This is a genomic window from Paratractidigestivibacter sp. (assembly GCF_963660155.1).
Classification (GTDB): domain Bacteria; phylum Actinomycetota; class Coriobacteriia; order Coriobacteriales; family Atopobiaceae; genus Paratractidigestivibacter.
The window spans coordinates 14,166-35,890 of record NZ_CAVKWG010000039.1 but is presented as its reverse complement, the minus strand read 5'-3'; the positions used below and the strand labels follow the sequence as shown (position 1 = coordinate 35,890).

16 protein-coding genes and 1 riboswitch are annotated in these 21,725 nt (G+C 65.8%); of the genes, 9 read left to right on the top strand and 7 right to left on the bottom strand.

Going from position 1 to position 21,725, the window contains the following annotated elements; genetic code table 11:
- Positions 1–49: 49 nt before the first annotated feature.
- From U5709_RS07250 to murB, 4 genes are all read right to left on the bottom strand, one after another.
- Positions 50–1,240, bottom strand: a complete 1,191-nt coding sequence (locus U5709_RS07250; protein WP_321970894.1) for a hypothetical protein — start codon at positions 1,238–1,240, stop codon at positions 50–52.
- 26 nt (positions 1,241–1,266) lie between these two features.
- Positions 1,267–2,304, bottom strand: a complete 1,038-nt coding sequence (locus U5709_RS07245) for an amidohydrolase family protein (protein WP_321973102.1) — start codon at positions 2,302–2,304, stop codon at positions 1,267–1,269.
- Positions 2,305–2,433: 129 nt separating this feature from the next.
- Entirely contained in the window at positions 2,434–3,342 is a 909-nt protein-coding gene (locus U5709_RS07240; protein ID WP_321970892.1) for a LysR family transcriptional regulator, read from the bottom strand.
- Between the two features lie 347 nt (positions 3,343–3,689).
- A complete protein-coding gene (gene murB, locus U5709_RS07235; protein ID WP_321970891.1) occupies positions 3,690–4,604 on the bottom strand; it encodes a UDP-N-acetylmuramate dehydrogenase in 915 nt (304 codons plus the stop codon).
- Between the two features lie 133 nt (positions 4,605–4,737).
- Positions 4,738–4,874: riboswitch (FMN riboswitch) on the top strand.
- 5 nt (positions 4,875–4,879) lie between these two features.
- On the opposite strand from murB, the gene U5709_RS07230 reads away from it, so the two are divergent.
- The 5 genes from U5709_RS07230 (at position 4,880) to U5709_RS07210 (ending at position 12,648) form a co-directional block, all read left to right on the top strand.
- Positions 4,880–5,455 (top strand): ECF transporter S component, encoded by a 576-nt coding sequence (locus tag U5709_RS07230; RefSeq protein ID WP_321970890.1) that lies wholly within the window; start codon positions 4,880–4,882, stop codon positions 5,453–5,455.
- 21 nt (positions 5,456–5,476) lie between these two features.
- Positions 5,477–7,204: an energy-coupling factor transporter ATPase gene (locus tag U5709_RS07225; RefSeq protein WP_321973101.1), complete on the top strand. Its 1,728-nt coding sequence runs from the start codon at positions 5,477–5,479 to the stop codon at positions 7,202–7,204.
- Positions 7,194–7,997, top strand: coding sequence for an energy-coupling factor transporter transmembrane component T (locus U5709_RS07220; RefSeq protein WP_321970888.1), 804 nt, complete (start codon positions 7,194–7,196; stop codon positions 7,995–7,997). The genes U5709_RS07225 and U5709_RS07220 overlap by 11 nt, the downstream gene beginning before the upstream one ends.
- 209 nt (positions 7,998–8,206) lie before the next feature.
- The gene (locus tag U5709_RS07215) at positions 8,207–8,530 is read left to right on the top strand and encodes a hypothetical protein (protein ID WP_321973100.1); all 324 of its coding nucleotides are present in this window, start codon (positions 8,207–8,209) and stop codon (positions 8,528–8,530) included.
- A gap of 383 nt (positions 8,531–8,913) precedes the next feature.
- Entirely contained in the window at positions 8,914–12,648 is a 3,735-nt protein-coding gene (locus U5709_RS07210; protein WP_321973099.1) for a phosphoribosylformylglycinamidine synthase, read from the top strand.
- A 374-nt stretch (positions 12,649–13,022) separates the two neighbouring features.
- Here the strand turns inward: U5709_RS07210 and U5709_RS07205 are convergent, their stop codons facing one another.
- The gene (locus U5709_RS07205; protein WP_321973098.1) at positions 13,023–13,613 is read right to left on the bottom strand and encodes an NUDIX hydrolase; all 591 of its coding nucleotides are present in this window, start codon (positions 13,611–13,613) and stop codon (positions 13,023–13,025) included.
- A gap of 436 nt (positions 13,614–14,049) precedes the next feature.
- Between U5709_RS07205 and U5709_RS07200 the strand changes: the two genes are divergently transcribed.
- The 3 genes from U5709_RS07200 (at position 14,050) to dcm (ending at position 17,892) form a co-directional block, all read left to right on the top strand.
- Entirely contained in the window at positions 14,050–15,051 is a 1,002-nt protein-coding gene (locus U5709_RS07200) for a DMT family transporter (RefSeq protein ID WP_321970885.1), read from the top strand.
- A 129-nt stretch (positions 15,052–15,180) separates the two neighbouring features.
- Complete coding sequence (locus tag U5709_RS07195; RefSeq protein WP_321973097.1) at positions 15,181–16,527, top strand: Sau3AI family type II restriction endonuclease; 1,347 nt, start codon at positions 15,181–15,183, stop codon at positions 16,525–16,527.
- A gap of 75 nt (positions 16,528–16,602) precedes the next feature.
- Complete coding sequence (gene dcm / locus U5709_RS07190) at positions 16,603–17,892, top strand: DNA (cytosine-5-)-methyltransferase (RefSeq protein ID WP_321970883.1); 1,290 nt, start codon at positions 16,603–16,605, stop codon at positions 17,890–17,892.
- A 205-nt stretch (positions 17,893–18,097) separates the two neighbouring features.
- Here dcm and U5709_RS07185 read toward each other — a convergent pair whose 3' ends face one another.
- Positions 18,098–18,289, bottom strand: a complete 192-nt coding sequence (locus U5709_RS07185) for a hypothetical protein (RefSeq protein ID WP_321973096.1) — start codon at positions 18,287–18,289, stop codon at positions 18,098–18,100.
- Between the two features lie 216 nt (positions 18,290–18,505).
- Complete coding sequence (locus tag U5709_RS07180) at positions 18,506–19,684, bottom strand: NADP-dependent malic enzyme (protein WP_321973095.1); 1,179 nt, start codon at positions 19,682–19,684, stop codon at positions 18,506–18,508.
- A gap of 505 nt (positions 19,685–20,189) precedes the next feature.
- Here U5709_RS07180 and malQ point away from each other — a divergent pair.
- Entirely contained in the window at positions 20,190–21,698 is a 1,509-nt protein-coding gene (gene malQ / locus U5709_RS07175; RefSeq protein WP_321970880.1) for a 4-alpha-glucanotransferase, read from the top strand.
- Positions 21,699–21,725: the final 27 nt, after the last annotated feature.

Sequence of the window (21,725 nt, the reverse complement as noted above, 5' to 3'; positions counted from 1 at the left end):
GGCGGCGGGCGGCGGGGCGGCAAGCGGCGGCGGGCGGCGGGTGGCGGCGTCAGGCCTTAGCCGGGCGCGGCCGTTCTGCAAGCTCAAGCACGGCCTTGGCAAGAAGCTCGTCCGCGCCGCGGGCAAAGCGTGAGTTCATGGCCTCGTAGGTGATCCGATCGTACGACGCCGAGCCGGGAAGGTACTTGGCGGCACCGTTGACCATGGTGAGGATCTCGAGCCGGCCCGGCGCAGCCTCGCGCAGGCGGGCGCCGAAGGAGCTGTCCAGCTCGGGCTGAACACCAAAAACAGCAAGGTCACCGAGGCGGGCGACAAAAATCACCAGGTCAGCCGTGCCATCCGGCACGAACTCGTAGGCGCGCGTCGGGACAAGGCTCCCGAACTCGGCGATGCGCTGGGCCGGGACGGTGATGGTCGCGCAGGAGAGCAGAATCGCGTCGGCGCGCACGGGCCTCGCGCCCGCGAGCGCCTCATCGACCTCCGCCGCAAGCGCGCGCCCAAGCTCGCGGAGAGCTTCGGGGCCCTTCGCTCGAGGCGCCTGGTCGCCGGCGGTCCCCACAAGGAAGACGGCCACGCCGCCATGGCGCTCCTCGAGCAGGCGCGACGCCTCGCCGGCAAGGTCGGAGCTCACCAAGAAGAGCCCCTTCTCGTCTTGCAAGCCCTGCGTCACGGACGGCTGCACGTCGGCGGAGTAGATCGTGGCGACGATGCGCCTCTCGGAATCCGTCGAGACCAGGCGCGCGGCGCGCACCGTGCGGTCGGAGAAGCCGTCGGGGTTGACGCCGAGCCACCAGCCGGCCTCGGTCTCGACGTCGCGGTTGACGTTGACCGAGCAGGTCCCTCGCGCGGTTTGCAGGCGGGCGGGCACGAGACTTTCGACGGCCGCGGCGCAGGCCTTCAGAACCGCCGAGGCAAAGCTTGCAGCCAGGCGTTTGTTGCGCTCGCGCTCGTCGTCGTTCTTGAGGTGGCCGGGGGTGCGCACGTGCGGCGCGCTGAACGTGTGGGTCACCGTGACCCAGACGTCCGCCGGCGGGCACCCCACGGCGCGCACGGCGGCCTCGCGCATCGGAGCATCGTCGCGCAGGGAGGTGGCGTCAACCGAGAGCAGGCAGGCGCGGGTGTCGTCGGGGTTCTGCATGACCACGGCGCGCACGCACAGGGGGTCATGCGCGCTGCAGAAACCGTCGAAGGGCAAGACGCCCTCGAGGTCTATCTCGGCTTTTCCGGCTCCTGCAAGCATCGGCTCTCCCCTTCCCCGGGCAACGGCTACGAAAGGTTATACAACGCGCGGGCGTTGCCGCCGAGTACAAGGGCCTCGTCCTGCTCCGAGAGGCCCAGGCCGCGCACGAAGGCCGGGCCGTCCAGCAGCCACTCTCGGCGCACGGGATAGCTCGTGCCAAAAACGACGTGATCAGCGCCGAGCGTCTTGACGGCGCAGGCAAGCTGCTCTGCGCCCCAAGGCTGGGCGTGGCTCATCTCAAAGAACACGTGCTCGCGCAGGCGGGCGGCGAGCTGGCCGTCGTCGGTCTGGAACCGCTGCACGGCATCGGCGCGCTTCGACGGCTTGGGCAGCAGCATCTCGGACACGGCAAAGAAGGCGCCGCCCAGCATGGAGTGGACCATGCGGATGCGCGGATAGCGCTCGAAGAAGTCGGAGAAAAGCTCGCGGCCAACGGCGGTTACCTGATCCTGCACGCGGCCGTAGCTGCGGCGGAGGTTGTTGTAGGCAACGATGGAGGCGCAGTCCACCGGCACGGGGACGTGGTGGACATAGACCGTGGCGCCGTGCTCGTTCAGGCACTCGAAGAGCGGGGCGAAAGCGGGGTCGTCAAGGTACTTGTCGCCGTAGTGGCTGCAGAGCTGCACGCCGGCGAAGCCGAGCTCGCCCAGGCAACGGCCGAGCTCGGCTGCGCAGGCGGGGGTAAAGTCGAGGGCCGGGATAACGGCCAGCGGCACCATGCGGCCGCCCGAGAGCCGCGCGTACTCGGCCATGCCATCGTTAAAGAACTTGCAGGTATCGAGGCTCATCCACTCGTTGGCGCCGGGGACCTTGAGCACCGCGACGTCCACGCCGGCCTCGTCCATGTCGGCCAGCATCCGCTCGAGCACGTAGTCGCCCTGCGCGTAGTTGAGGGCCGGGTAGCCCGCGGGCTTCTCGACGACGACCTGGCGGACGCCGCCCTCGTCCTTAAGATACACGCGCGTGCTCTCGTCCTGCGGCGCCTCTCCCACAAATCGCGCGAGGACCTCCTCGTTGGTAAAGAGGCTCTCGGGGACCCAGTACATATTTGCGTCGATGACCATGGCCGTCTCCTGTCTAAAGTCTCGTACTGGGTTCATCGTATGGAGAGACTTATTCCGCAGCAATTCGAGTTGGCGATGGTTTTATTCCGTTCCAGACGCTGCTTGCAGCGAGGCGCTTGGACGACGGCCCTACCCCTGCCGCCTGTCGGCGAGCGAGATGTGCTCAAGGAACTCCAGCGTCTCGGGAGAGGGGTCGCGGTCGCGCAGGCGGTAGACCTTGATCTGCGTGACGATGGGGTTCTCCAGGTCCACGATCGAGACCGCCGCGCGCGTCAGGTACGCGGCGGGGGTGCGCATAAGCAGCGAGACCCCCATGCCGCGCGCCACGAGGTCGATGATGTTCTCGGCACGCGTGCCCCGGTAGCGCACCTCGGGGACAAAACCCTCGACGGCGCAGGCGTCCATGATGAGCTCGTTCATCACGGTGCCTTGCGGCAAAAGCAGGAACTCCTCGTTGGCGAGCTCGGAGAGGCTGATGGACGAGCGCGCTGCCAACGAGTGGCCGGAGGGCAGCACGGCCGCGAGCCTGTCGGCGGCAAAAGCCGAGGTCGCAAACTCCTCATCGCCGCCATCGAGGCGCACGTCACCGTCCCACTCGCGAATAAAAGCCAGGTCAAGGCGGCGATTACGCAACATGCCCTTGAGCTGGTCGGCCTCGCCCTCGGTGATGCGCAGGCGCATGTTGGGATGGTTGCGCTCGAAGCTGTGGAGCAACGCCGTGATGCCATAGGGCACCATCACGGGAATCGAGCCGATATCGATGATACGGCGGCTATTGTCGGCTGCGTCGGCCAAGGCGACTTCGGCGTCGTGCGCCACTGAGGCGAGCTTCCGGGCGAACGGCAGGAAGATGCGTCCTTGGTCGCTGAGCTGCACGCGGCGGGTGGTGCGCTTGAAGAGCTCCACGCCCAGCTCGCGCTCGAGCGACTTGATGTGCTTCGAGAGCGACGACTGCGAGATGAACAGCTGATCGGCGGCCTGCAGGTAGTTACAGGTCTGAGCGAGCACAACGAACTCGCGGCAACGCTGTGTGTCCATGGATTCCTTCTCCCGCCGCACGTCTTTGATGCGACTTATTCTCTCATGGACTTAAAAACGTCGCAATTATTTTTTGATTGGCATAGAAATGCAGCCGCGGCGGCGCAAGGGGGGCGCTTTTAGGCACAGGGCGCGCTTTTCGGAGCTGCGCCAACCAAAAAAACCGGGATGGCGGCAGTTTTTTCGGCGAGGGCGAAGTATCCGATTTTTGAGCACCTCATCTACCTGCGGTTTTGTAGCGCGAAGGCACGGGTGTACTCGGCCGGTCCTCAAAAAACTGCCGCCATCCCGGTTTTTTGGTTGGCGGCAGTCGGCGCATCGCAGATTTGGCCTCGTCGGCGGTGGTTCTACCCCAGGAAGCGGACCTCGGGCTCGAGGCGGACGCCGAACTGGCGCTCGACCTCGTCCTGGACGTGCTCGATCACGGCGTGGACGTCGGCCGCGGTGGCGTGGTCGACGTTGACCACGAACCCGGCGTGCTTCTTGCTAACGGCCGCGCCGCCGAACTGGTAGCCCTTGAGGCCCGCGTCGGTGATGAGCTTGCCGGCGAAGTAGCCCTCGGGGCGCTTGAAGGTGGAGCCGGCGCTGGGCAGCTCGAGCGGCTGCTTCTCCTCGCGCTGGCGAGTGAGGTCGTCCATGGTCTCGCGGATCTTCTCGGGGTCGCCGCGGTCCAAATCGAAGGTGGCGGAGAGCACGACCCAGCCCTCGTCGGCGATGCGGCTGTGGCGATAACCCAGCTCCAGGTCGGCCACGGCCACGTCGTCCACGGTTCCGTCGGCAAGAAGCACGCGGACCTCCTTGAGCACGTCCGCCATGCAGCCGCCGTACGCGCCCGCGTTCATAAAGCACGCGCCGCCCACCGAGCCCGGGATGCCGCACGCAAACTCGAGACCGGAAAACCCCAGCTCACAGGCCATTTCGGAGGCCTCGCGCAGGCCAACGCCGGCCTGGCAGCACATCTCGTCGCCCTCGACGGACACGCCCATGAGGCCGTCGGCCACGGCCACGATGACGCCGCGGTACCCCTCGTCGGACACGAGCAGGTCCGAGCCGCAGCCCAGCACGAAGTAGTTTGCGCCCGCGTCCTTGCAGGCGGCGATGACGTCGCGGACCTCGTCGAAGTCCTCGGGGATTGCGTAGAAGTCGGCGGGGCCACCCACCTCAAACGTCGTGTGCTCGCTCATCGGCTCGTCTACCAGCAGGTTATCCTCGCCGACGATGGCACGAAGCTTCCATTCGAGGGGACTGTCGCTTTCGGACATGCGATCCTTTCGTTAGGGCATCAGATGCGGCGCCATGCGTTCGCAATTGCGCACTCGGCCGATTATATCAGGCAGCTTACCGGGTTTGCCTTTGCACATAGATTCCCTCACACGCAAGTGATATAGTGCTCGGCGACAGTTTCAGGGCGGGGCGAAATTCCCCACTGGCGGTAACGCGCGGAAGGCGCGAAGTCCGCGACCCGCGAATACGCGGTCGACCTGGTGAGAATCCAGGACCAACGGTTACAGTCCGGACGGAAGAAACGGAGGCCGAAATGGCTGCTTCCAACGCAATGTCGCACGACACGCACTCCACCACCGCCGGCGCGGGGTGGTCGACCCGCCGCATCGCGGTGACGGCGCTTTTCTGCGCGCTCTCGCTCATTGCGAGCTTCATCGAGATCCCCATCTTCCCGCCGGCGGCGTGGCTCAAGTACGACCCGTCCTGCGTGATCGCGCTGGTCGCGGGCCTCGCGTTCGGGCCGGTCACGGGCACCATCGTGGTCGTGCTCTCGTGGCTTCTGCACCTCATCTTCGCGTTCAACCCGTGGGGCGTGCTGATGGCCGTCGCCGCAAACGTGGCCCTCGTCGTGCCGTGCTCGGTTATTGCGCGCAAGGTGGAGGGGCCGCGCGGGCTCGCGCTGGGCATGGGCGTCGGCGCCATGGTCACGCTCGCCGTTTGCGTGGTGATGAACATCATCGTGACCCCGCTCTACACCGCCGTGACGACCGAGGCCGTCATCGGCATGATCGTGCCGATCCTCTTGCCGTTCAACGTGCTTAAGGTGGCCATCAACTGCGTGGTCACGGCACTTGTGCAGGGGCCGGTGTCCAAGGTCCTGGGCAAGTAGCGGCCGCACGAGGCCCGGGCAATGAGCGGCTCCCCCATCAAACTTGAACACGTTACCCTGCGCTACGGAGACGTGCGCGCACTGGACGACGTGACCCTCGAGGTCGCCGCCGGCCAGCGCGTGTGCGTGCTCGGCGCCAATGGGTCGGGCAAGTCAACGCTGGCGAGCGTCATCTGCGGGCTTCTTGCCCCCGACGAGGGAGCGGTCGAGCTCGTGGGCGAGCGCGTGCGCACGGCGGACGGGGGCGCGGACCTCGAGGCGTATCGGCGCGCGCGGCGGGAGCTTGGCCTCGTGTTCCAGAACCCGGACGACCAGATTGTGACCAGCGTCGTGGCCGATGACGTGGCCTTTGGGCCCGAGAACCTGGGGCTGCCGCGCGACCAGATCCGCGCCCGCGTGGAGCGCGAGCTGCGGCGCGTGGCGCTTCTGGACCGCGCGACGAGCGACCCCTCGCGCATGAGCGGCGGGCAGCGGCAGCGCGTGTGCATCGCGGGCGCGCTCGCCATGGAGCCGCAGGTGCTCGTGCTGGACGAGCCCTCGTCGCTGCTGGACGTGCGCGGGCGCGAGGCGATTCTGCGCGTCATGGGGCGGCTGGCCGCGGCCGGGACCACGCTCGTGCACGTGACGCACTTTATGGACGAGGCGCTCGAGGCAGACCGCGTTATTGTGATGGAGCGCGGGCGCATTGCGCTCGACGGTGTGCCTGAGCAGGTGTTTTGCGAGAAGAACGCCGCGGCGATAGACGCGCTGGGGCTCGAGCTGCCGTTCCGGATGCGGCTCGCGCGGGCGCGGCGGGCGGCGGGCGACGCGGGCGCGGCGGGCGACGCGGGCGCGGCGGGCGCGGGCGCGGCGGGCGCGGGCGCGGCGGGCGCGGGCGGCGCGGCAACGGCCGCCGGACACCCGAGCGTCTGCGAGGTCCGCGGCGTCGGCTACTCTTACGGCCAGGGCAAGAAAGCCCTGGATAACGTTACGTTTTCCGTGCGCCGCGGCGAGTCTGTGGCCATCGTCGGGCAGACGGGCTCCGGCAAGTCGACGCTTCTGCGCCTCATGTGCGGCCTCGAGGCGCCCGACGCCGGCAGCATTTCCGTGGCCGGCGTGAGCACCGCCAAGAAGCGCGGGCAACGCGAGGTCCGCCGCATGGTCGGCTACGTGATGCAGCACCCCGAGCGACAGCTCTTTGCGCAGACTGTGGCCGAGGACGTGGCGTTTGGCCCCCGCAACCTGGGGCTTTCGGCCGACGAGGTGACGCGGCGCGTCGACCACGCGTTCGAGCTCGTCGGCCTTGGCGAGAAGCGCGGCGCCTCTCCCTTCGAGCTTTCCGGCGGGCAGCGGCGCCTTGCCGCCATCGCCGGTGTGCTCGCCATGGAGCCCGAGCTGCTCATCCTCGACGAGCCAACGGCCGGCCTCGACCCGCGCGGCCGCGCCCGCCTGCGCGAGCTTCTTGCCGACCTGCGGGGCCACGGCGTCACGCTCGTGCAGGTCACGCACTCAATGGACGACGCCGCGCGCGCCGATCGCGTCGTCGTGCTCGACCAGTCGCGCGTCATCGCCGACGGGGCACCCGCCGAGGTCTTCTCGCGGGCAAACGAAGCGCAGCTCAGGGCATGTGGTCTTGGCATTCCGAAGCCGCTGGCCCATGCGCGCGGGCTCGAGACGGCAGGACATGCCCCCTTGGGCGACCCGCCTACCATCGAGGCGCTCGCGAAGGCACTCAACGCGACCGAGGGGGCGAGCGGCAATGGCATTTAAGCTGCGCGTTGGCCAGTACTTCGAGGCCGCCTCCCCCATCCACGCGCTCGACGCGCGCGTCAAGTTCTGCTGCACGCTCGCCGCGCTCATTGCGCTGTTCTGCGCGGGCAACGCGGCCCAGCTCGCGCTCGGCGCGGCCTTTACGCTCGCCGTCGTCGCCGCGTCGCGCGTCCCTGCCGAGCGCGTGGCCGAGTCGGTCAAGCCGCTCGTGATCTTTCTCGGCGTACTCTCGCTCTTTAACCTTGTCTTTGTGCAAACGGGCAACGAACTGCTGGTCGCGGGGCCTTTGCGCATCACCGAGGGCGGCGTTTGGGCGGCCGTGCTCTATACCGTGCGCTTCGGGCTCGCGCTCATGCTGGGGTCGCTCATCCTGCTCACCACGACGCCGACCGCGCTTTCCGACGCGTTCGATTCCATGCTGAGCCCCCTTGCGCGCCTCGGGCTGCCAGCGCACGAGATCGCCATGGTCTTTAGCCTTATGCTGCGCTTCGTGCCGACCATCGCCGACGAGGCCTCGGCCATCCTCGACGCGCAGGCCATGCGCGGCGGCGGCTTCGACGAAGGCGGCCCCGTGCGGCGCGTCCGCGCCATCGTGCCCGTGGTCGTCGCGCTGCTGGCAAGCGGCCTGCGCCACGCCGACGGCCTGGCCCGCGCACTCGATGCCCGCTGCTACGAGGGCGGCGAGGGCCGCACCCACCTTCACGAGCAGCGCGTTTGCTCGCAAGACTTCGTGGCTATTGGCCTGACCTGCGCTTTTATTGCCGCCATGGTCGTGCTCGGCGTCGTGCTGTAGCCGCATCCGCGTCGTCGCATCTCGTCACCGCCGTGCCGCCACCGTGCCGCCACCGTGCCGCACAATCACGTCTGCCGACTTTACCAGGACCAAATTCCGACTTGGCAAACCCGTCGCCGTAATATTTTTCGCGTGGTGCGCTATTGATGCGCCGCGATGGATACATTACGGACATCGAAGGCAGTCTCCAACCGAAAGGATGACCCAAAATGACCGAGAAGGACCAGGCGCTCCCCCTGAACGACGACGTGCTGGACGAGGTGGCGGGCGGTGACGGCGGCGCGAGCCTCGACTACAGCGGCGCCACCGTCGACAAGAACGGCTTCACGACCACCGAGAGGTTCTATTGCCCCAAATGCGGCGCCGAGATCTTCGAAGAGAGCTGGATGGAGTACTTCTCCAGCACCACGTTAGGGCGACTCAGTTATGAAGTCACGGTATGCCACTGCCCCAACTGCAACAAGAGCTTCAAACCGGAGAAGCTGAAGAAAAATCCGGATACCTACTGGCACACCATCACCAAGTCCTTCTAGCGAGAAGGGCGCTTCGGCGCCCTTCTTTTTTGCGGCGCGCGGCCGTCAGTGCGCCGCCGTCACGCCGCAAAATCACTTTGGCCGACTTTTCCGGGACTAAATTCCGATTCAGCGAGTACAAACGGTTGTTTTAGCCACGTTTGCCCAGTTGGCGAACAGACGCTACTCAGCAATCTCGGATTTAGTCCCGGAAATGTCGGCCGAGCTGTTCGCGAGCACCTGAAGTCGTCCCGGCTCGAGGCCGCGCGCAAAACCCACTACCCCCTTGTCATGCTGCCAAACAAAATGTGTGGCCCGCGACCTGCTGTTTTATCGGTGAACGGTAGCTCTTTTGCCGTAGAATGGGTCAGTCACCGCACATCCTCGTCCAGGAGGTTCGCCCTATGGTCTCTCGCGTCTACGTCGAGAAGAAGCCCGGATTCGACGGCGAAGCCAAGTCGCTCGAGCGCGAGCTGCGCCAGCTGCTCGGCATCGACGACGTCGCCAACCTGCGCATCATTAACCGCTACGACGTCGAGGGCATCGACGAGGAGCTCTTCGCCTCCTGCGTGCCCACCGTCTTCTCGGAGCCGCAGACCGATACCGCGACCGAGGCCATGCCTGCCGTGGCCGAGGGCGCATCCGTCTTTGCCGTGGAGTTCCTGCCCGGCCAGTTCGACCAGCGCGCCGACTCCGCGGCCGAGTGCATCCAGCTGATCAGCCAGGGCGAGCGCCCCACCGTGCGCTCCGCCAAGGTCTACGTGCTGGAGGGCTCCCTCGCGCCCGCAGACGTCGAGGCCGTCAAGCACTACGTCATCAACCCTGTGGAGGCCCGCGAGGCCAGCCTCGAGACCCGCGAGACCCTGACCGCAAAGGTTCCCGAGCCCGAGCCGGTCGAGGTCCTCGACGGCTTCCTCGAGATGAACGAGGACCAGCTCGCGGGCTTCATTTCCGAGCGCGGCCTTGCCATGGACCTCGCGGACATCAAGTTCTGCAAGGAGTACTTTGCCGGCGAGGGTCGCGTGCCCACGATCACCGAGATCAAGATGATCGACACCTACTGGTCCGACCACTGCCGCCACACCACCTTCGGCACCCGCCTGCACCACATCCTCTCCGGCGACCCGCGCGTCAAGGACGCCTTCTCCCGCTACCTCTCCATGCGCCACGAGCTCGGCCGCGACGAGAAGCCCATCTGCCTCATGGACATGGGCACCATCGGTGCCAAGTACCTCAAGGCCAAGGGCATCCTCAAGAACCTCGACGAATCCGAGGAGATCAACGCCTGCACCGTCAAGTGCAAGGTCGACGTCAACGGGCAGGACGAGGACTGGCTCTACCTCTTTAAGAACGAGACCCACAACCACCCCACCGAGATCGAGCCCTTCGGCGGCGCGGCCACCTGCATCGGCGGCGCCATCCGCGACCCGCTCTCGGGCCGCAGCTACGTCTACCAGGCCATGCGCGTGACCGGCGCCGCGGATCCCACCGTGCCCGTCTCGCAGACCCTTGAGGGCAAGCTCCCCCAGCGCAAGCTCGTGACCACGGCAGCGGCCGGCTACTCCAGCTACGGCAACCAGATCGGCCTGGCAACGGGCCAGGTCTCCGAGCTCTACCACCCGGGCTACGTGGCCAAGCGCATGGAGATCGGCGCCGTCGTGGCCGCCACCCCGGCCAGCCACGTGCGCCGCGAGTGCCCCGCCCCCGGCGACGTCATCGTGCTTCTGGGCGGCCGCACCGGCCGTGACGGCATCGGCGGCGCCACCGGCAGCTCCAAGGCCCACAACGTCGAGTCCATCGAGAAGGACGGCGCCGAGGTCCAGAAGGGCAACGCGCCCATCGAGCGCAAGCTCCAGCGCCTGTTCCGCCGCGAGGACGCCTGCCGCCTGATCAAGCGCTGCAACGACTTCGGCGCGGGCGGCGTGTCCGTGGCCATCGGCGAGCTGGCCGACGGCCTGCACATCGACCTCAACGCCGTGCCCAAGAAGTACGAGGGCCTCGACGGCACCGAGCTTGCCATCTCCGAGTCCCAGGAGCGCATGGCCGTGGCCTTGGCGCCCGAGGACGTGGACGAGTTTCTTGCCTACGCGCGCGAGGAGAACCTCGAGGCCACGCCCGTGGCAACCGTCACCGCCGAGCCGCGCCTGACCATGGACTGGAACGGCAAGACCATCGTCGACGTGAGCCGCGAGTTCCTGAACTCCAACGGCGCGCCCAAGGACCAGGAGGTCCACGTGGCCATGCCCAAGGAGTACGACCTGGACTGGGCCGGCGGCACCTTGGCCGAGAAGTTCCGCGCGCTGGTGACCGACCTCAACGTGGCCTCCAACAAGGGCCTCTCCGAGCGCTTCGACTCCACCATCGGCGCGGCCACGGTCCTCATGCCCTTCGGCGGAAAGACGCAGCTCACGCCTGCCATGGCCATGGCCGCCAAGCTCCCCGTGGACGGCGAGACCACCACGTGCTCCGGCATGGCCTGGGGCTTCAACCCCTACCTCATGGAGGCCGACCAGTTCACCGGCGCCTACCTGGCCGTCGTTGAGTCCGTGAGCCGCCTTGTGGCCGCCGGCTTTGAGCACGAGGGCTTCTACCTCACGTTCCAGGAGTACTTCGAGAAGCTCCGCGACGACCCCGAGCGCTGGGGCAAGCCGATGGCCGCGGTCCTGGGCGCCCTCACGGCCCAGGTTGACCTGGGCATCGGCTCCATCGGCGGCAAGGACTCCATGTCCGGCAGCTTCGAGGACCTGGACGTGCCGCCCACCCTCGTGAGCTTTGCCACAGGCCTCGGCAAGGTGGAGCGCGTGACCTCGCCCGAGTTTAAGGGCGCAGGCCACAAGGCCATCATGCTCAACCCCAACTACGACGGCGACGGTATGACGCCGCTTGCCACCTCTGAGCTGGCCCTTTACGACATCGTGGAGGAGCTTATCGGCAACGGAAGCGCCCTTGCCGTCTCCACGCTGGGCTACGGCTGCGCGGCCGAGGCGCTCTTTAAGATGTGCGTCGGCAACAGAATCGGCCTTGAGTGCGACCCGTCGTTTATGGCCGAGGCGCTTTTCTGCCCGGGCTACGGCAGCTTCGTCGTAGAGCTTTCCGACGACGCGCAGATCCCGGCGCTGCACGACGGCGTGACCGGCTACGTGCTTGGCACCACCACCGAGGCCTACGAGTTCGTGGCCGGCGGCGAGAAGATCGACCTCGCCGAGCTGCAGGAGGCCTGGGAGGGCGCCATCGAGAGCGTGTTCCCGTACCGCGGCGAGGGCGAGAACGTCGACGCCGTGAGTTATCGCGTCGCTGAGCAGGGCGTTTCTCGCCCCGCGCCGGCCATCCACGTCGCCCGCCCGCGCGTCGTGATCCCGGTCTTCCCCGGCACCAACTGCGAGTACGACACCGCGCGCGCGTTCCGCCGCGCCGGCGCCGACCCGAGCGTCCTCGTCATCAACAACCTGACGCCCGCGGCCGTGGCCGAGAGCACCCACGAGCTCGCGCGCCGCATCCGCGAGAGCCAGATCGTTATGATCCCCGGCGGCTTCAGCGGCGGCGACGAGCCGGACGGCTCGGCCAAGTTCATTACCGCGTTTTTCCGCGCGCCCGAGGTCACCGAGGCCGTGCGCGAGCTGCTGCAGTCCCGCGACGGCCTTATGCTGGGCATTTGCAATGGCTTCCAGGCGCTGATCAAGCTTGGCCTCGTGCCGTACGGCGACATCGTGGACGCCACGGCCGACGCGCCGACGCTCACGTTCAACACCATCGGCCGCCACCAGAGCCGCCTCGTGCGCACCCGCGTGGCGAGCGACCTCTCGCCGTGGCTGTCCAAGTGCGAGGTCGGCGACCTGCACAACATCGCGATTTCCCATGGCGAGGGCCGCTTCGTCGCGTCGCCCGAGCTTCTCGCCCAGCTTGAGGCCGCCGGGCAGATCGCCACGCAGTACGTGGACGAGGCCGGGCAGCCCGGCATGAGCCTGGACGTCAACCCCAACGGGTCCGTGCTCGCCGTCGAGGGCATCACCAGCCCGGACGGCCGCGTCCTCGGCAAGATGGGCCACACCGAGCGCAGTGGCTCCGGCCTCTACAAGAACGTCCCCGGCAACAAGTACCAGCCGCTGATCGAGGGCGGCGTCGCGTACTTTACGGAGTAGCGCGCCCGCGGCCGTCAATCTGCACGCGTTTCTTGCCCGCCCCGCCGCGCCTGGCTGCGCGACGGGGCGGTTTTTTGTTGCGGTAGGCGGCCTGTCCGCGTCTAGATATCCCAAAGCCGCACAAACTCCTACGAGTGCGCACCTTAATTCCGACTGGCCGAGTAGCAGCGCAAAATCAGCGGTGTTTTCGCAGGAAAGCATGGGCAAAATCACGCTTCTACCCAACCCGCTCAAATTAAGGTGCACACTCGCGGAAGTTTGGTTCGTGCAAGCCTCTTCGCAACCCAAATCGACCGTACGGAAGGGCCGATTCAAGGGATCAGTGATGGGCCGGAGGGTTACTAGGGCGGAATTGCTGTAGCGCTCTTTGTCCTTTACGAAATGACGCCACCGAGCAGGGCCTTGGTGCGCGCGATCAGTTTCTTGTAGACGCGCTCGCACATCCAGGGCTCGTCGGAAAGGGTGAGCAGGTCGTCGATTGGGACCCAGCGCACACCGCTGTTCTCGTCGGGCTTTGAGGCCGTGGCCTCGGCTGGATCGGCCACAAGGAGGTACGTGACGTTAAGGTGCACGTGCGAGCTCACGTACGCGCCGCGCTTGACGTGGCCGGCGACGGGCAGCGCCTCGATGGAGAAGATGGCGCCGGCGGGCAAACCGTCCGTGAACAGGCGCGCGTTCGCGACGCCCGTCTCCTCGGCGAGCTCTCGCGCGGCGACGACCGCAAGGTCCAGCTCGCCATCGGCATGGCCGCCCACCCAGCTCCAGGAATCGTAGATGTTGTGGTAGCAAAGCAGGGTCTGCGTGCCGGTGGCGTCGACCGTCCACGCCGAGGTCGTAAGGTGAGCGAGCGAGGCGCGCCGCCCAACCTCCGGGTCGCGCTCGAGGCACGCGAGCAGCAGCGCGCGGTCGGTCTCTTCCTGCTCGCATCCAGGCACGAACGCGCGAACGTCGTCGATCAGCGCCATCTTCTCCCCCCTCGAAGCGGTTTGGTCGCCTCCATCATATCCGCGCGGCCGTGCGCGGGCGAGGCCGAGTGCGTCGGAGCCGTGCACAGGCGAGGCCCCGCGCGGTCAAAACGGCCCGAAACGCGCAAAAATGGCCGCTTCGGGCCGCCCGAAATCCAAAAGTCGAGGTTATGCACGATTTAATTCGAATGAGCTGAGTAGCCGAGCCAAACGCATTTGCATTTGCGCAGGTAAACGAGGTGCACCGCCATCGGCCTACTTGCCCGGGTCCCGTTAAATCGTGCATAACCTCGACTTGTGCCATCCAAGCCTCGCCAGGAGGGGCAAACCCCCTCCTTTGGCCCAAAATCCAACGGCCGCCCCACCAACAACCGGCAGCCGGCGGCGCACGCGCTAAGATAAACGCCGGAAAACCTGACCCAGCAAAGGACCGCCCGTGACCAGCACCAGCCCCAACCCCAGCACCAGCCCCAACGCCGCCCGACCCGGCAAGAAACCCTTCCTCGCCACCACGCCGGGCCTCGTGCTCGCCTGCCTCGGCGCCTGCCTTTTGTGGGGCTCCGCGTTCCCGTGCGTAAAGATCGGCTACGGCCTCTTTGGCATCGATTCCGCCGACGTGCCGACCATCATCGCGTTCGCCGGCGAGCGCTTCCTCATCTCGGGCGCCCTCGTGGTCCTCGGCATGAGCATCGCGCGCCGACGTCCCTTCGTCCCCGCCCGCCGCGACTGGGCACCCGCCGCCAAGCTCTCGATATTCCAGACCATCCTGCAGTATCTCTTCTTCTACGTGGGCCTTTCTCGCTGCGCGGGCGTGACGAGCTCCATCATCGAGGCGAGCAACTCGTTTCTGATCGTGCTGCTCGCGGCCTTCGTGTTCCGCACGGAGACGATGAGCGGCAAGAAGGCCCTCGGCTGCGCCCTCGGCTTTGCGGGCGTGCTGATGGTCAAGCTCGGCGACATCGCGGGCGGCAGCTTAAGCCTGCGCCTCGACGGGGAGGGCCTCGTCTTCCTCTCGACCTTCGCCGCGGCCACGTCGAGCAACCTGTGCAAGCGCTACGCGGCGGCCGGCCACGACCCGGTCCTACTCTCGGGATGGCAGTTCGTCATCGGCGGCGCCGTGATGCTCGCCGTGGGCGCGGCGATGGGCGGACATGTGGCCCCGGCCGCGGGAACAAACCCGATCGCGGCCTACGCGCTCCTCGCCTACCTGGGCTTTATTAGCGCCGCAGCCTACTCGCTGTGGTCCGCCGCCCTGGCCGCAAACCCCGCCTCGCGCGTCGCGGTCTTCGGCTTTATGAACCCGGTCTTCGGCGCGATCCTCTCGGCCATCCTCCTCGGCGAGACCAACGTGCTGAACCCCGCGCTCGCCGTCGCCGCCCTCGCGCTGGTGAGCGCCGGCATCGTCGTCGTCAACCGCCCGGACGGCGGGCGGGGGTAGCTTCGGCGGGGGCCTAAATAGGCCTCGAGACAAAAACGCCCCCTCTCCCGGAAACGTATCTTAAGCAACCAAGATGGCTGCGCGACAATGAACCGAGGCGGCTGACCCACCAAAAGTCGGGAGATGCAGATGGGCAAGAATATCGACCGGGTCTATGACAGAAGCAACAAAGACTCGATCATCGAGTATGCACAGCGGCTTGTCGGCAAATCCCTGCGTGAGGTGACCGACGCAGGCGAGCTCGCCGACCCTCACAAGCGCCGCGGGTCATTTGGAAACGCCATCGAGGAGTACTACTTCGGCTACACCCCGAACAGCGACTCACATGCAGATTTCAGCGAGGTCGGACTCGAGCTCAAGGCCACGCCGATCAAGACGGTCAAGAAAGGCAAGCGCACAGAAACCGCCGCCAAGGAGCGCCTGGTACTCGGCATGATCGACTACATGTCGCTTCCCGCCGAGAAGGACTTTGAGCACAGCCACCTTGCCGAGAAGTGCTCCGACATGCTCCTTGTCACCTACCAATACGAAGAAGACGCGAACCCCATCGACTATGTCATCAAGTCGGTCGCCGAGTGGGGCATCCCCAAGGAGGACCTGCCGCAGATCAGGGCCGACTGGCAAACCATTTACGACAAAGTTTGCGCAGGTCACGCGGAGGAAATCTCAGGCTCTGACACCATGTATCTTGAGGCCTGCACAAAGGCAGCAAACAGCGCCGTTCGCCGAGAGCAGCCATTTTCGGACGTGCCGGCCAAACCTCGTGCGTGGGCGCTCAAGGCCTCGTACATGACCACGGTTCAGCGGGGGCTCCTAAAGCAGATGGAGACGCTCCCCCGCTCAGAGGGCGAGAAGAATCTCGACCTTTTGAGCCTTGTGCGTGACCGTTTCTCGGCTCACTTCGGCAAGACGGAGCAGGAGCTGCAAGAGGAGTTCGGCCTCAGCAATTCGAAGCACCTCTGCGCCCGGATCACGCGTCGCATCCTCGGCGTCGACGACAACAACCAAATCGCCGAGTTCATGAAGGCCGGCATTGTTCCGAAGACGATTCGACTCATGCGAAGCGGCCGCCCGAAGGAAGCCGTGTCATTCCCCTGCTTTGACTACTTCGAGCTCGAAAAGACCGAATTCGAGAACTCGAACTTCTACGGCTACCTGCAGCAAAAGTACCTCTTCGTACTGTATCGCGAGGACGACGACGGCAACTACCGACTCAGCGACATCTGCTTCTGGCAGATGCCGGACAGTGACCTCGATGAGGCAAAACGCTGTTATGACCAGATGCGCAGGAACGTGCGCGACGGCCGCGCGGACCTTTCGGCCAAGTCAACCGAAAACCGCTGCTGTCACGTTCGCCCCCACGGACGAGACGGCAAGGACACGCTGCCCCAACCCCATGGCGCCCCCGTTGTAAAGAAATGCTTCTGGCTGAACCAGTCATACCTGGCCGACGAAATCGCGAAGGCAGTGTCCTAAGTGTCGTTTAATCTTGTCCGGCGGATCGGCTATCATGATCGAGCATTCATCACAGTCAGCGATTGGAGAAACGTGATGAGCGAAATCAAGGTGGCCGAGCTCTTTGCGGGCGTCGGCGGTTTTAGGCTGGGGCTCGAGGGGTACCACGACTCAGCGCGGCCGAACATGAACCTCCCCTCAGCCGGACCGTACCGGACTATCTGGGCAAACCAGTGGGAGCCGCCCGGAACAGAGTCCAAGCAGTTCGCGGCGTCCTGTTACCGCACCCGCTTCGGCGAGGGCTCCGTGGTCAACGAGGACATTCACGAGGTGATCGAGCAGTTCAAGCGCGGTGAGTGCGAAATCCCAGATGTCGACATGGTGGTCGGCGGGTTCCCCTGCCAGGACTACTCGGTCGCAAAGCCCCTCTCGCAGGCGGGCGGCATCGAGGGCAAGAAGGGCGTCCTTTGGTGGGACATCTACAACTTCCTGCGCATGAAGGGGCCGAAGAAGCAGCCGCGCTACGTGCTGCTCGAGAACGTCGACCGCCTGCTCAAGAGCCCTGCGACGCAGCGCGGGCGCGACTTCGCCATCATTCTCTCGTGCCTGAACGAGCTTGGGTATTCGGTTGAGTGGCGAGTGATCAACTCCGGCGAGTACGGCTTCCCGCAGCGCCGAAAGCGCACCTACATCCTTGCGCGCCTTACGGGCGAGGACTGGAATCTCTCCGAGCGTCTGACCTCGGGGGTCATGGCCGAGGCATTTCCCATCGAGCAGCCTGAGGAGATTAACTACGTCGATATCCCCGAGGATCCCTACGAGGCCACGCAGTCCTTTAACAAGGGCGCCCGCGCGAAGGTCTCCCCGTTCATGGAGGCGGGCATCATGCAGGACGGTCGCTGCGCCACGGCAAAGGTCACGGAAGCCTACAGCGGCGAGCGCCTGACCTTGGGCGATGTGCTTGTTAACGAGTCGGAAGTGCCCGAGAAGTTCTTCATCGAGCCCGACAAGCTGCCGCAGTGGGAGTACCTCAAGGGTGCCAAGCGCGAGAAGCGCGTAAACAAGCAGACAGGCTACGAGTACACCTATTCCGAAGGCGCCATGGCGTTCCCCGACGCTACCAATAGGCCTTCGCGCACGATCCTCACCGGCGAGGGCGGGCGCGGAGCGTCGCGCTTCAAGCATGTGATCAAGTGCGAGGACGGCCGTTATCGCCGCCTCGTGCCGGACGAGCTAGACCAGCTCCAGGGCTTCCCGCGCGGATGGACTAACACGGGCATGAGCGACGGGCGCCGCGCGTTCTGCATGGGCAATGCGCTCGTCGTGGGCATCCCTCACCGCATTGGGCAGGCATTGATTCGCTCAATCGAGGCCGAGGGCGCATAGACGCCCCACCTCGCCCTTACCGCCACGCGCTGCCGCCCCGCGCTGCTGCCCGCGCGCGAAATAGGGCCGGGAGCGCTTGGCTTCCGGCCCTGGGTTTCTTATGCGCCGAGTCGTGTCGCATAAGATCTGCAAGCTTTACGGTAAACGGATTCGCGCTAGAGGCTTTAGTGTCCGGCGGTTGCGCGGTGTGTCGCGCGAACGGCCGTTACTTCTTGGGCTTGATGAGGTCGTGGGGGCGGTGCGGGAAGTGCGGGAAGGCGAGTTGCGGCTCGCCCATTGCGGGAACCGAAGCCGCGGCGGCGTTGAAAATCTGGGTCCAGCCGATGCTGCCGCCGAAGACGTCGTCGAGGGCCGCGTCGGAAAGCTGGGCGTTGTTCTGGATGTTCTTGGCGTTCATGATGTTCTCCTTCTTGTTGTGCGCCTTGCTGGCAATTGCATGATGCAAAACCGGGCGCGTCAACAGCGCACCACGGCGCATCGCGGCGCAAAAAAAGAAGCGCGCCGTCCGGGTTCGGGCGACGCGCTTCTTGCGTGCGGGTTTCTTGCCAGCGGCTGGGCCGTGCGGCCGTGGGCCGTGCGGCCGCGGCCCGGCTGCGGGCCGCGGGTCTCTCGCCTAGAGGCGGGCGACGCCGGACTTGCGGGCAGCCTCGGCCACGGCCTCGGCCACGGCGGGGGCGACGCGCTTGTCGAAGGCGCCGGGGATGACGTACTCGGCGCAGCGGTGCTCGTCGTCCACCAGGCCGGCGATGGCGTAGGCGGCGGCCTCCATCATGTCGTCGTTGATGTCGGAGGCGCGCACGTCAAGGGCGCCGCGGAAGATTCCGGGGAAGGCCAGGACGTTGTTAATCTGGTTGGGGAAGTCGGAGCGGCCGGTGGCGGCAACAGCGGCGCCGGCGGCCAGGGCCTCGTCGGGCATGATCTCCGGCACGGGGTTCGCGCAGGCGAAGATGATGGAGTCGGCGGCCATGGTGCGGACCATGTCCTGGGTGAGCGCACCGGGAGCCGAGACGCCCACGAAGACGTCGGCGCCCTTGACGGCCTCGGCGAGGTCGCCGGCCACCTTGCTCTGGTTGGTCCAGGTGGCGACCTCCTCCTTGACGGGGTTCAGGCCGTCGCGGCCCTCGTAGATAGCGCCCTTGCGGTCGCAGATGATGATGTCCTTCACGCCCATGCGCTTCATGAGGCGGGCGATGGAGATGCCGGCGGCGCCGGCGCCGGAGAAGACAACCTTGATGTCAGAGATCTCGCGGCCGGTCAGGCGGCAGGCGTTGATAAGGGCGGCGCAGGTCACGACGGCGGTGCCGTGCTGGTCGTCGTGGAAGACGGGGATGTCGCAGACCTCCTTGAGGCGACGCTCGATCTCGAAGCAGCGCGGGGCGCTAATGTCCTCGAGGTTCACGCCGCCGAAGGAGCCGGCCAGAAGCTCGACGGTGTGGACGATCTCGTCCACGTCGTTGGAGCGGATGCACAGGGGGAAAGCGTCGACGTCGGCGAAGGTCTTAAAGAGGGCACACTTGCCCTCCATAACGGGCATGCCGGCCTCGGGGCCGATATTGCCCAGGCCCAGGACGGCGGAGCCGTCGGTCACCACGGCCACGAGGTTGCCGCGGCGGGTGTAGGTGTAGGAGTCGTCGACGTTCTCCTGAATCTTGAGGCAGGGCTCGGCGACGCCGGGGGTGTAGGCAACGGCGAGCTCCTCGGGGGTGGTGATGGGGGCACGGCCGACGACCTCGATCTTGCCCTTCCACTGCTTGTGCATGTCCAGTGCGTACTGCTTGGCGTCCTCTGCCATTGTTGCTCCTATCTGTTGGGCCGCGCTCGGCGGCGTTGTTGCCAAATGAATAGTTTAGCGCGCCAATTCACGCGTTGCCCGACATATCGGTTTTCGCGCCGACGCTTTACGCCGGCGGTAGATGCGGGTCTCTGTGGCTACTTAGCGGGCTCCAAAATGAGAAGTCGAGGTTATGCACGATTTAACTCGACTGAGCCGAGTAGCCGAAAATCGGCACCTCATCTACCTGCGCAAGCGCAAGCGCCAAGGGCCCGGCTACTCGCCCGGCCCGGATTAAATCGTGCATAACCTCGACTTGTGGTGCGAAGCATCTCTGCGGGGCGCCCTCAGATCCGTATATCCACAGGAGAATCCAGCGACGTTGCCCTTTTCCGCCACTTGCGGGCAAAAATTGGCATTTCACCCGCTCTGTAGCTTGTTTAAACATGTTACGGTATGATACGAGCACCATGCTTTATCTGTCTTTTACAAGTTTTGGATATGCAATCGTAGAAAGGAACCGATTATGGGACGTACCAGCGGCGTTCTTCTGCCCGTGTCAGCATTGCCCGGGCCGGGCGGTATTGGCGGGTTTGGCGAATCTGCTTACCGATTCGTCGATTTCCTTAACACGTGCAAACAACGCTACTGGCAAATTTTGCCGCTCACGACCACCAGCTACGGCGACTCGCCCTACCAGTCGTTTTCGGCCCGGGCGGGCAACCCCAACCTCATCGACATCGCCGAGCTCATGAGCGACGGCTACCTCACCCCCTCCGACCTCGACGGCATTGATCTGGGCAACGACCCCTCCTGTATCGACTATGGCCGCATCTTCATCAGCCGCCGCCACATCCTCGACATCGCCGCGACCCGCTTCGCCAAAAACCCGCCGGCCGATTACGCGGAATTCCTCGAGAAGAACGCTTCCTGGCTCGACCCCTACTGCGAGTTCATGACCACCAAGGAGGAATACGGCCTCAAGGCGTTCTGGGAGTGGCCCGAGGAAGCCCGCCGCCCCGGCGCGGCCTCTCGAGCCATCGCGGCCGACCACCCCGAGCGCATGACCTATCACCACATGACGCAGTACTTCTTCGCTCGCCAGTGGGCACGCCTCAAGGCCTACGCCAACAAGCACGACATCCTCATCATCGGCGACATGCCCATCTACGTCTCGCGCGACTCGGTCGAGATGTGGGCCAACCCCGAGCTGTTCAAGGTGGGCGATGACGGCACGCCGCTCAGCGTCGCGGGAACGCCCCCCGACAACTTCTCGGCAACCGGCCAGTATTGGGGCAACCCCATCTACAACTGGGACGCTATGGCAGCCGACGGCTATTCGTGGTGGGAGGGCCGCATGCGCGACGCCCTCGCCATGTACGACGTCGTCCGCCTCGACCACTTCCGCGGCTTCGAGGCCTACTGGGAAGTCCCCTTCGGCTCCCCCGACTCGAGCTACGGTTCCTGGACCAAAGGCCCCGGCCTCGCTTTCTTTCAGAAGCTCAAGGAGGACCTGGGCGATCTGCCGCTCATCGCCGAGGACTTGGGCTTCCTTACGCCCGAGGTCATCGCCATGCGCGACGGCTCCGGCTTCCCGGGCATGAAGATCCTGCAGTTCGCCTTCGACGGCGGCAGCAACTCCTACTACCTGCCCCACAACTACAGCCGCAACACCATCGCCTACGTGGGAACTCACGACAACGAGACCGCCCGCGGCTGGTTCGAGGGCACCGCCACCGCGCGCGTCCGCGAGCAGGCGCTCGACTACCTGCGTCCCTCCGAGGGCGAGACCATCGCCGACGCCCTTAACCGCGCCATCGCCGCCTCCGTGTCCGATACCTGCATTTACTCCATGCAGGACCTTCTCAACCTTGGCAACGAAGCGCGCACCAACACCCCCTCGACCGTGGGCGCCAACTGGCGCTGGCGCATGGAGGAAGGCGCCATCACCCGCGCCCTCGAGCGTCGCCTCACCGGGCTCACCGAAACATACTTCCGCGTGCCCGGCGAGTCCGAGATCGTCTTGCCGGACTAGCGCGCACAGCCCCGTCCCCCATCAAAG